Source organism: Pseudoalteromonas luteoviolacea NCIMB 1944 (assembly GCF_001625565.1).
GTDB lineage: Bacteria > Pseudomonadota > Gammaproteobacteria > Enterobacterales > Alteromonadaceae > Pseudoalteromonas > Pseudoalteromonas luteoviolacea_F.
On sequence record NZ_AUXS01000053.1, the window covers coordinates 179,186 to 189,922 of the forward strand.

Sequence of the window (10,737 nt, forward strand, 5' to 3'; positions counted from 1 at the left end):
AGCATGAGTTTAACACTGAGACAAAAAACGGCAGCAATACTAGAAGGCAGTGGAAAATATCGGAAAATAGCCCACAGCTTAGATATTTTTTTAATCGCACTCATTATTTTTAATGTGGTCGCTATCGTTCTAGAGTCAGTGCCTGAACTCGCTAAACAGTATTACCTCGCGTTTTTTTATATTGAGGTCATCTCCGTGAGCATTTTTTGTGTTGAATATTTGCTTCGACTGTGGTGCTGTGTTGATAAACTCAATTTCAAAGATGATACAAAAAGTCACTTTATAATTCGCTTACGCTATATTCGCTCTCCTTTGGCTGTCATAGACTTAGTCGCCATATTGCCGACTTTACTCATGGTGTTTTTTACTTTCGATCTACGGTTCTTGCGTGTAGTACGGTTGATGCGCATTTTTAAGCTCACACGCTACTCACGTGCTATGCAACTACTTTTAGCTGCTTTTAAGGAAGAAGCCAGCTCACTCATGGCAGCATTTTTTATTATGTCATTAGTACTGATCGTCGCGTCGTGCGGTATTTACTTAATTGAGCATGATGTCCAACCTGAAAAATTTGGATCAATTCCAGCTGCAATGTGGTGGGCTATGGCGACGTTGACCACCGTTGGTTATGGAGATGTAGTGCCCATTACGCCTCTTGGGCGATTTTTTGGCGGAGTGATTACTTTGCTCAGTATGGGCATGGTTGCGATCCCAACCGGACTGCTCGCATCAAGTTTTGCTGACCAGCTGCGCAAGCGCCGCGATGCATTTCATGAAGCCGTATTACACGCCTTGGTTGACGGAAAGCTCGATGACGCAGAAGCAGAGCATCTCGAAGCTCTGCGAGTGGAGTTGGGCCTTAGCGCAACAGAGGCTCATCAAGCGATTAAGTTGATGACCTCTGAGCGCTCCCACAGTCTTTACTGTAGACACTGCGGAGAAAAGCTCTAACTATCAAACATTTCTTGCCAAGTGTTCTCCATTAAATGTGCGATCATATCGCCAGGTAAAGGCGGACTAAATAAAAAGCCTTGAAAACGCTCACAGCCTAGCATGCGGAGAAACCTCAATTGCTCGATGTTTTCTACATCTTGTGCAACGCAGTACTTGCCCAAGCTATGCGCAAGAGACAAGGTGGAGTGAATAATGCTCTCGTGATCCTTGTTTTTACCAATATCGACGATGAATCCACCATCAATCTTCAAGGTACTCACCGGGAATTGGGTAAGATACATCAAAGAAGAGTACCCAGTACCAAAGTCATCCATATATAAACGACAACCAAGTGTTTTGAGCAAGTGCATACGCTCAATGGAGTCGGCGACATTTTCCATCATCACCGATTCCGATATTTCGAACACCAAACAACTCGCGGGTAAATTGGTTTTCTCAAGTGCATGCTGCACCTGCTGGACCAAACCATCATAGTGCAAAGCCTGCGCCGATAGATTGACGGATATATAGAGATCTGGCCAAGTTAAATGCCACACTTTTAGCTCTATCAAAGCCCGTTCTATCGTTTGCAATATCAAATCAATACCCAACCCTGTTTTCTCAGCAGCCGTCGAAAACTCTTGTGCACTCACACTGCTATCATCGGGCCAGTGCAACAACACTTCAAAACCTTCGATATGACCTCGGGTCGCATTGAGTATCGGCTGATAATAATTGCACAACAATTCATCTTTGTGGATTGCGTTTAAGCGCCGCTCGATTTCAATATGCCGTTTTGCTTGTTGATTGATATCTTGGTGGTAATATTGAAAGTAACTAATTGGACTCTTTTTAGCATGGCTTAGCGCAATTTCTGCTGCCTGGTTGAGCTCAAAAGCATCTGATGCGTCATTCGGAAAGAGTGCAATTCCGACAAATACATCTATATCAACTTCCTGTTCATGGACTCGAATACCCTCTTCAAACCGAGCCATCAGGCAATGTACGTACTGGGTCACAGCATCAACTGAGTCCAAGTGCTCCATCAAGATATAAAAGTCTTTTTCTTGGCCAATTGCTAAACTATCAACTTCTCTAAAACAACATTGCAGTGTTGTCGCAGCCTGTTGAATAATGGCTAATACAAAGTCCTCACCAAATGTATCAGCCAAACGCTGCAGTCTTCCAAATTTTATCGCCAATATTGCCAAGGAGTGATCCGCCCCTCCGATTTGCTCTATTCCATGTTGCACCCTGTCCATAAATAACACTTTGTTGGGCAGTTTAGTCAGTGCATCATAATTGGCTAATTGGTAAAGCTCTTTTTCTGTGCGCTTCTGTTTGCTGATGTCAGTGAGGACAATGATATAATTTTGCCCCAATGTTGCTGTGATCTTGACCAGTACATGCCTTACCTCACCGCTCGGCAAGCGTAAAACCTCTTCAGCACTATGATACTCTTCTTCAGACAACTTACTCATGGTGCGCAGATAATGCATCCTGACATGACGCTCTAAACCTAGACTCACACTGGTACTGGATAAAGGATTGGCTTCGACGGAAAACGCATCCTGAAGCGCTTTGTTGCATGCTAATATACGAAAACGCTTATCGAAAATCATAACCCAGTCTCGGGTTTGCTCGAACGCCTCGCCAAAGAGTGCTGCACGCTCTTCAAATACCCGTTCGCGAGTTAAGTTTGTGTAAGTACCAGCAACGCGCATAGGAACAGCCTCTCGCCACGCCATAACTTTGCCGTAATCTTTGTACCAACGCCATTGTCCTACGCGATTTCTAAGACGGTATGTGCAATCAATATAGCCCTTCGCGGTAGAGACAAACTCTAGCCACTCGATTCGAAAAAGCGCACGATCTTGTGGGTGGATCAATTCTAAATAGTCATCTAGATTGATGTAGTCGTTTTTGTATCCAAGTTCATTTACCAGTCTGGGCTGGTAGACCAAATTTGAACCAGATTGCCAATCCCATACACCTGAGTTACTGCCTTCTAATGCCATTTTAAGGCGCGTTTCACTATTTCTGGTCTCCTTATGGGCCTCCATTAGTAATTGCGCGACTCTATTTTTCCTATGCACCCATAGAGCGAATAGACCACTGGCTAATATTAAGTAACAGGCTAGCGCCACCGGTGAACGCCAAATTGGATATTTAACGCGAATATTAAGCTCCGCTGGCTGAGTATAATCACCTGTCAGTGGATCTTTAGCCCACACTTTGAGACGGTAAGAACCAGGGTTTAGTTTTGGGAATACAACACGGTTACTATTGCGACTTAAAATTCTTTGTTCGCCGGAAAGCTGGTATTCATAAACAATGCGTTCTTGCGCAGTAAAAGCCATTGCAGAAAATGACACTTCCAACCCAATATCATCGTGATTCAAATCAATGGAAGAAAACGATTTTAATCCTGCGGGTTTGAGATCTCGTGACATTAAATCGACATTGGTAATATTGACACGGGTCAAAAGAGGACGATTAGGGCGGTTAACTTCGGGATCAAATATCGTGATCCCCTGCAATGAACCATAAGCAATATGACCATTCGCTAATTTTGCCGATGAGCCACTATTAAATTCATTGCTCATCAAGCCATCATTGATGGTAAACCCTTGGAGATGAAAATTATCAGGATCTAGCCGCCATATCCCTTGATGAGAGGACATCCAAATCATACCAGCTTTATCTTGTTGCATTTCATATAAGATGAAATTGGTCACCGACAGTGAGTCAGCAGGCAGTGGCAGTGGTTTATACCCATCAGCAGTCAGTCGAACTAGCCCATGAGTAGCAAATGATAGCCAAAGCACGTTATTTTTATCAATGGTATAACTTAGCAGATCAACAGCCGACTGTTTGTGCGCTTTTGGTACCTGATAGATCTGAGTCAACTTGTGCAGTGTATGATTGTATCTAAATAGCCGCCCCTCGCTATAAAACACCGGCTCAGATGGGTGACTTGAAAGCGGTTCGAAAAAACCATAGCTTAAGAAGGGATCAAACTGCGCAAAGCTCGACCCCAGAGGCTCTAAAATACCATTATTCATATTGAACAAATAAAAGCCTGAATTCCCATCGACAAAATAAAGCAATCCAGGCTCAACTAACACGGCGCCTTTAACAAACCCTGCTAGCACTTCCGTTGACTCTAGGTTTTGTGCACTTGGACGCGAAACAGTCTCTGTTTTGGGATCAAAAACAAACAGACCTCGGTTACTGATAAGCCACAATTTATCTTGGTATGGGAACAATTCAAATATCGAGAATTCGGGTAAAAAGCTCTCGCCCATATAGCCTTGAAGGAGTGGTGTTGCTTCTCGTGTTTGCGGATCATATCGCGTTAAACCATCTCTTGTGGCAGCCCAAATATACCCTTGAAACTCCACAATTCCCCACACTGCACCATGAGAAAACTCACCATAAATCGAATCATTTTGTACGTTATCAAAAATATGATTATCTGGCGGCAAATAAAATGCGCCATCAGTACGGGTAGCAGCCCAGACTCCACCATTTTGGTCTTCATTTAAATGAATAATGCTGCTATCTGATATCGAAAATCGACTTTGCGTCAGACGTTTATCCGGTTCAATAAGGCCTGTTTGAGGGTCAAAACGCATTAATCCTTTGTCTGTACCAAGCAATAGATATGCTTGCTGCTTTAACATATGCCAAATATTAAACTCTTCCAGTACCGTTTTATATGCTGGTGTTGCCTCAAAATCTCTTTGTAGCTCACCTATATCCAATTCGTATAAACCAAGAACTGCACCGACAAGCAAAGTTGAGTCATCCAGTAATAATAGTGATTTAGTATTGAGCTGAAATGGGTGCTCAGGATCATCGATATGTGTTAGTGGCTTTAGCCTTGCACTTGGAATATGGTAGGCAAATAATTGTTCGGTCGTTGCAATATACAAAATATCTTCAAACTGCAATAGCCCGCGCACAAGACTGCGCTCGGTCATACCAGGAATAGGGATGACTTCGGTGATCTCTCCCGTTTCTTTGTTCAATACTGATACATTCTTAGTGCGCCCCAGCCACAATTCATTAGGGCCTTTTTCAAGCATTTGAAAAACACTATTTTGGATGTAGTCAAGTTCAGAAGCTGGCGCTTTTATATACTGTCTATAATGATCTTTTTCTGGGTGATAGCTAAATAACCCAGCTCGGCCCGAGGCTATCCAAATTTTACCTGTTGGGTCTTGATAAATCCGGTCGATTTGCATTTTATCAAGGGCTTTATTTGGGCCCATGACTTCAAGCACCTGATAACCATCATAGCGATTTAACCCCCCTTCAGTAGACAGCCACAAATAGCCCTTTTTATCAAAGAGCAGCGTATTAACATAGCTTTGTGATAAACCTTCTGCGGGAGAAATGCGAGATACTTGTGCGGTACACACTGCGCTAAAAATGATAATCAAAAAAGTGACGATATACTTCATGTGTGAACAGTCCTTTGAAAACACATTGCGATAATTTCTCTGCCTTGATTCGTGTAATTCACAAACTTTTCCTGCAAGACTGTAGGTAAAGTCAGTTGATCAATTTCAACAAAATTGAGTTGTGAGTACAAAGGTGCAACAGTGCGATAGGCAAAGGTGTAAACACATTCTTGCGATTCAATCGCACAGAGCAGCAAGCGCTTCGCAACACCTTGTCCTCGATAAGCTGAAGCGACAAAAACGGTAGACAAAAAAGCATATTGTTCCACCTGTTGAATTCTACAGGCTGCAATCAACTCTGATGATTTAGTAACCCATACCGTGTCTTGTTTGGTTGCCCTTCCACGTACTCTGTTAGCCTGATAAAACTTATTAACCAATGGCGTTTGAATTTCAGGCAAACGATAACAACTCAACTGCATAACTAAACTAACATAAGTCCCAAGTATTGCTCAAATTTCGCCTTTAGTGTGTCACGTTCCGATAAAGGGCGACTATTGATAGCATCATAAATTGCTTCTCGCGTATTCTTGCCGCGTTTAATCTGATACGCCCAAAAAGACGCTTCATATTCCAGTTGAACTTGATACTTTTCGGCTCGGGAGAGGTTACACAGGTTATATGACATCGTACTGTACAATTATTGAAAATTATAAAAACAGTGTATCATATATGTACTAGACAGCGGCAGTCTTGAATTACAAAGTTAATTGTTGCAGGGTAATCAATTCGACTTTTATTGGACCGAAGCAAGACGCTCAATGAAAACTGCATTTTAGGGGAAATATGTGGGAAATATCAAAATATTATGGATACTTTTATTATCGCAATGCACTTTGTCTCACGCACAAACACTTTACTTCAATCGCCCTGCAGATACCCCACAAGCTCGCTATGTAATAGAACTTTTGAGTTTGGCGTATAAAGACATAGGCCATAAGCTAGAATTAATTGATTTTGACAGACAAAGTGCGTTGATCGCAGCCAACGAAGGTGAGCTGGATGGACAGCTCGGGCGGATCGCTGGCGTAACAGATAGTTATGCCAACTTGTTGTACGTAGACTTTCCACTTTACTCCTTCAATCTACAGCTAATAAGCCATTGTACAACTTGCTCATTCAATCAGATAGAATCTATGGTGGTACAAAGTGGCTATTTAGTCGTTTATCAGTACATGATGGAACAAAGTTATAAAGGCGAACTCATTGAAGTTAAAAGCAGTGCTGCTCAGCTCAACTTACTGATGCAAAAAAAAGTGCAAGGAGCACTTATTGTTGACTTTCACCTAAGAGAACACTTGCCATATATGGATATTGATACACTTAAAATTGATGACCTTATGACCATAGATAGCTTCCACTACCTTCACCAAAAACATAAAGCACTGATCCCTAAATTAAAGAATACATTAGAAAAACTAGAGAAAAAGGGGGTTATTGAGGTGCTCAAGGCTAAATATCGAATTTAAACAAATCATCTTGCTTATCTTGTGGTTCAGCCGAGTTATCAAGCTGTTGAGCATTCTTCTTTGCCATAATGCGCTTTTTGCGCCGTTGACATAAATCCACAACTATTCTTTTTTGATGCTCTGTCATCTGGTTCCAGCAAAAACGCTCTTCCCGGCTGCGAAAGCACCCTTTACAGTAACCGCGATTATTAACTTCACAGATCCCTTTACACGGACTAGGGATCGTAAATATCTCAATTTGTTCCATACTAAGGGTCAAAGATCAATCCTGTGCATTTAACGCCCACAATGATCTGATACTACCTAACTCGAGCACTTAATAAAATACTAGTTGAATTTTAGTAAACCGCCCACGACAGCGTTCAGACGCACTTTAATAGATTTCTTGCTATGTAAAGCAAGCCATACCTGATTCAGAGTATGTGCAGTACCATTTAAAAAATCAATTTCGCCCCATTTCGACTCCGATTTTTTTGCTCAAACATATATTTACTGGTACTCAACTCGGATTTAAGCGTCATTTGATGCTTGTCTATTTTCTTTTTCACTTGCAAATAGATGCACCTGCATGTACATTCCAGCTTTACATGCACTTGCATCTATTTCCCAAATTTAGCTGGTGTAGATGCAACTTTTCGAGGATTTATCATGAAATACGTGGCTCAAATTATGTTTGCTCTGTTTACTTTGTCTTACGCTTTGCAGATATCTGCAAAAGAAGCGAGCGTTCAAAAGTTATCAGATAACGTTTATTCAGTTTTTCTGTTCCATTATCAATCGTTAATTATAATAGGCGACAAGGGAGTACTGATCACAGATCCTGCTAATACACAACGTGCGATCTTGCTCAAGTCGACTATCTCAAAGTTAACTCCATTACCAGTAACAAAAATCGTACTGTCACACGAACATTATGATCACGTAGGCGGCACAGAAGTATTTCCCAATGCGGAAATCTATGCACATCAAGCTACAAACTCAATTTTCCGCTTGGATGTGACAGGACAAGCTCCCAAAACAGTGCATCATTATGTTGGCGACAACACGAACCTGGTGGTAGGGGAAACAACTATCAACCTATTACACTTTGGTGCTGCTGATGGGGTAGGCATGATTGCTATACACTTGCCAAATGAGCAGGTTGTTTATTCGGCTGACTTGTATGAAGTTGACGCCATTACCCAAGGAGCATTCATTGCAGATACTAATTACTTAGGTGGCCGAAAACTGCTCAACGCATTGGTTTCCTTTGAGCCTAAATTCGCAATTACAGCTCATTCAAAAAGCATGGACCCCAAACACCTGCAAGTAGCAGCTGATTTTTACAATGACCTATTTAATGCAGTGGAGCCGGCCGTACAAGAAGCGATGAAAAAAGATGCTATCGCGACTATGGATATAGCCAATACGCTACCAAAGCAAGTGAAACTTCCAAAATACAAAGACCTACGAAACTACAATGACCTACCACAACATGTAGAGCGTATGGTGTATTCAGTTTTCCACGGTGGATAAATCACATATCAACACATAAACAACCATTGAAAATGTTGATCTATTTGTCACCGATGCTTGTTCACATAACTTTGAATGGCATTACCTTCAGTGGTACTAGTTCTTCAGATTTATCTGTGAGAACGGCACTTTTTCTAAAAATGAGGACACTCCGATGTTAAAAAATAAAGCGGCTTACCTGCTGTTCAGTTTTAGTCAGTCAGAAAATATGAAGGGGTTTGGCACTTATGCTCGAATAGCTGATGTTATTTTAAAGAAGTTTGGTGGTGAGTTGATCATTGCAGGAGCAAACGCTTCGAGCATCTCAACTTTCGAGGGCTGCTGGCCCGCTGAAACTGGGTTGAGCATGATCCAATTTCCCTCTCGCCAACATCTCGAAGACTTTTGGAATTGCACTGAATATCAAGAGATCATCGAAATGCGTACTAACATTCTCAAACCAAATTTTACCATTGGCTTTTCAAACAAATAGTTAGATACAAATGATAAATTCTAAATTGAGGTAAAAACATGATTGGATATGTAACACTCGGCACAAATGATTTGCAAAAAGGGGCCAAATTTTATGATGAATTACTGGCGAAGATTGGTGCAACAAGGTTTATGGAATTCGAGACCTTTATTTCTTGGTCAATAGATCCAGAAAAACCAAAGTTTTCCATTGCCAAACCTTTTGACGGTAACACAGCCACCATTGGAAATGGCGTTATGATCGCACTTGCTGTTGAAAACCCGCAACAAGTAGATATGTTGTACGCGAAAGCGTTAGAGTTGGGAGCAACCAATGAAGGGGCGCCAGGGCCCAGAGGAGATCACTTCTATGGCGCTTACTTCCGTGATTTAGATGGCAATAAGCTCAACTTTTTCTGCATGGTATAGCATAGGGGACGTAGAGCTAGCTTAGCTGACACAACAATATATCCTTTGTGGTGTCACCTAACTCTTGTAATTGAGCACGCCATTTTTCTTTGACCTACGCAACTTAGTTAACTCAACTAACAACTGTACACAATGGATCTTATTGGCGATAAAGCCGAGTTAAAAGCGTTTGGATTGTTCTGCACTCTTGTTCATTAAAGTTTTCACCGATAGTAGACTGAATGCCATTTGCATAAACTTCCCACATATCTTTACGAACCTCTTTACCTAGCTTTGTGATGATAACCTGATGACCTCGGCCATCCTTTGGTGATGGCACTCTTTCAACGTAACTAGCTTTTTCCATTCTAGCCAAAAGCCGAGATAGTCCATATTGCGGCAGCAACATCCCTTGTTCAATTTCAAAGGGTCTGAGTCCTTTTTCGCCGGCTTTGTCCAACTCCCACAAGACATCGTACCAAAAAAATGGGGGTAAGCCATTTTCCTTAAAAGACTTTTCTACATGATTGAGGGAATGCTCTTTCGCTCGCAGCAATGCTATCCATGCATCAACAACATATTCTTCTGGTTTTATCGACATAGACTTTACTTTTAACTATTTGCCTTCAATTCTACACTTCTACAATGAAATTTCGTGATATTAGGTCTGCTCCGTGATTGTTCACAAAGCACCTTTACCATGGTGAAAATACAGATGTAGAACAAATAAGTGAATGTTTTACTAACTGACGTCTAGGAAGGTGAGTTCTACCCGCATCTATTAATCCTAACAAATGGAAAAGAGATGTTCTAATCATTTAAAAGCCATCAAATAACAACAGGCATTAAGAAAGGTTTCTATTATAGAATTAGCTAAAATTGATGAGAGGGTAAGAAGATGGTGCCGACTATCCGAGTCGAACGGATGACCTACTGATTACAAGTCAGTTGCTCTACCAACTGAGCTAAGTCGGCACTCAAAAAGAATGGTGCCCAGAGGCGGAATCGAACCACCGACACGAGGATTTTCAATCCTCTGCTCTACCGACTGAGCTATCTGGGCAAATAAATTTTCTTGTGTATCAAAACTCACTAGGGATTTTCAATACTATTCCAAAGAGCTCTACCGAATGAGCTATCTGGGCAAATAAATTTTCTTGTGTATCAAAACTCACTGAGGATTTTCAATACGATTCCAAAGGGCTCTACCGAATGAGCTATATGGAAAAATAATTTTCTGTGCGTATTAAAAACTCACTGGGGATTTTTAATACAATTCCAAACGGCTTAATAACGTAAACCATCTGCAATGCTAATATAAATAATTGGTGCCGACTATCCGAGTCGAACGGATGACCTACTGATTACAAGTCAGTTGCTCTACCAACTGAGCTAAGTCGGCACACTCAAATAATGGTGCCCAGAGGCGGAATCGAACCACCGACACGAGGATTTTCAATCCTCTGCTCTACCGACTGAGCTATCTGGGCAAA

Annotated in this window: 10 protein-coding genes and 4 tRNA genes; 5 read left to right on the forward strand and 9 right to left on the reverse strand. The window is 41.5% G+C overall.

The genetic code is table 11. From position 1 onward, the window contains the following. Nucleotides 1-3: 3 nt before the first annotated feature. Nucleotides 4-951: an ion transporter gene (locus tag N483_RS20115; protein ID WP_023398500.1), complete on the forward strand. Its 948-nt coding sequence runs from the start codon at nucleotides 4-6 to the stop codon at nucleotides 949-951. On the opposite strand, the gene N483_RS20120 is transcribed toward N483_RS20115, so the two are convergent. From N483_RS20120 to N483_RS20130, 3 genes are read right to left on the reverse strand one after another with little or no spacing between them, the layout of a single operon-like run. Then, a complete protein-coding gene (locus tag N483_RS20120; protein ID WP_023398499.1) occupies nucleotides 948-5,402 on the reverse strand; it encodes an EAL domain-containing protein in 4,455 nt (1,484 codons plus the stop codon). The two genes, N483_RS20115 and N483_RS20120, sit on opposite strands and share 4 nt — an antisense overlap. Beyond that, nucleotides 5,399-5,824, reverse strand: coding sequence for a GNAT family N-acetyltransferase (locus tag N483_RS20125; RefSeq protein ID WP_023398498.1), 426 nt, complete (start codon nucleotides 5,822-5,824; stop codon nucleotides 5,399-5,401). The genes N483_RS20120 and N483_RS20125 overlap by 4 nt, the downstream gene beginning before the upstream one ends. 2 nt (nucleotides 5,825-5,826) lie before the next feature. Beyond that, nucleotides 5,827-6,030 carry a DUF3283 family protein gene (locus tag N483_RS20130; RefSeq protein WP_023398497.1) on the reverse strand — a complete coding sequence of 68 codons (204 nt, stop codon included), beginning with the start codon at nucleotides 6,028-6,030 and terminating at the stop codon, nucleotides 5,827-5,829. A 160-nt stretch (nucleotides 6,031-6,190) separates the two neighbouring features. On the opposite strand from N483_RS20130, the gene N483_RS20135 reads away from it, so the two are divergent. Further along, complete coding sequence (locus N483_RS20135) at nucleotides 6,191-6,871, forward strand: hypothetical protein (protein WP_023398496.1); 681 nt, start codon at nucleotides 6,191-6,193, stop codon at nucleotides 6,869-6,871. Here N483_RS20135 and N483_RS26695 read toward each other — a convergent pair. After that, on the reverse strand, nucleotides 6,855-7,118 hold the full coding sequence (locus tag N483_RS26695) for a DUF1289 domain-containing protein (RefSeq protein WP_080672569.1): 264 nt from the start codon (nucleotides 7,116-7,118) through the stop codon (nucleotides 6,855-6,857). The two genes, N483_RS20135 and N483_RS26695, sit on opposite strands and share 17 nt — an antisense overlap. A 401-nt stretch (nucleotides 7,119-7,519) precedes the next feature. On the opposite strand from N483_RS26695, the gene N483_RS20140 reads away from it, so the two are divergent. From N483_RS20140 to N483_RS20150, 3 genes are all read left to right on the forward strand, one after another. Next, nucleotides 7,520-8,386 (forward strand): MBL fold metallo-hydrolase, encoded by an 867-nt coding sequence (locus tag N483_RS20140; RefSeq protein WP_023398494.1) that lies wholly within the window; start codon nucleotides 7,520-7,522, stop codon nucleotides 8,384-8,386. A gap of 154 nt (nucleotides 8,387-8,540) precedes the next feature. After that, the gene (locus N483_RS20145; protein WP_023398493.1) at nucleotides 8,541-8,858 is read left to right on the forward strand and encodes a DUF1330 domain-containing protein; all 318 of its coding nucleotides are present in this window, start codon (nucleotides 8,541-8,543) and stop codon (nucleotides 8,856-8,858) included. A gap of 38 nt (nucleotides 8,859-8,896) precedes the next feature. Continuing rightward, nucleotides 8,897-9,265 (forward strand): VOC family protein, encoded by a 369-nt coding sequence (locus N483_RS20150; protein ID WP_023398492.1) that lies wholly within the window; start codon nucleotides 8,897-8,899, stop codon nucleotides 9,263-9,265. 139 nt (nucleotides 9,266-9,404) lie between these two features. On the opposite strand, the gene N483_RS20155 is transcribed toward N483_RS20150, so the two are convergent. The 5 genes from N483_RS20155 to N483_RS20175 form a co-directional block, all read right to left on the reverse strand. Further along, nucleotides 9,405-9,845, reverse strand: coding sequence for a MarR family winged helix-turn-helix transcriptional regulator (locus tag N483_RS20155; RefSeq protein ID WP_023398491.1), 441 nt, complete (start codon nucleotides 9,843-9,845; stop codon nucleotides 9,405-9,407). A 298-nt stretch (nucleotides 9,846-10,143) separates the two neighbouring features. Continuing rightward, nucleotides 10,144-10,219, reverse strand: a tRNA-Thr gene (locus N483_RS20160). A 12-nt stretch (nucleotides 10,220-10,231) separates the two neighbouring features. Continuing rightward, nucleotides 10,232-10,307 (reverse strand) — tRNA-Phe (locus tag N483_RS20165). Nucleotides 10,308-10,570: 263 nt separating this feature from the next. Next, nucleotides 10,571-10,646: transfer RNA gene (locus N483_RS20170), tRNA-Thr, on the reverse strand. 12 nt (nucleotides 10,647-10,658) lie between these two features. Next, nucleotides 10,659-10,734: transfer RNA gene (locus tag N483_RS20175), tRNA-Phe, on the reverse strand. Nucleotides 10,735-10,737: the final 3 nt, after the last annotated feature.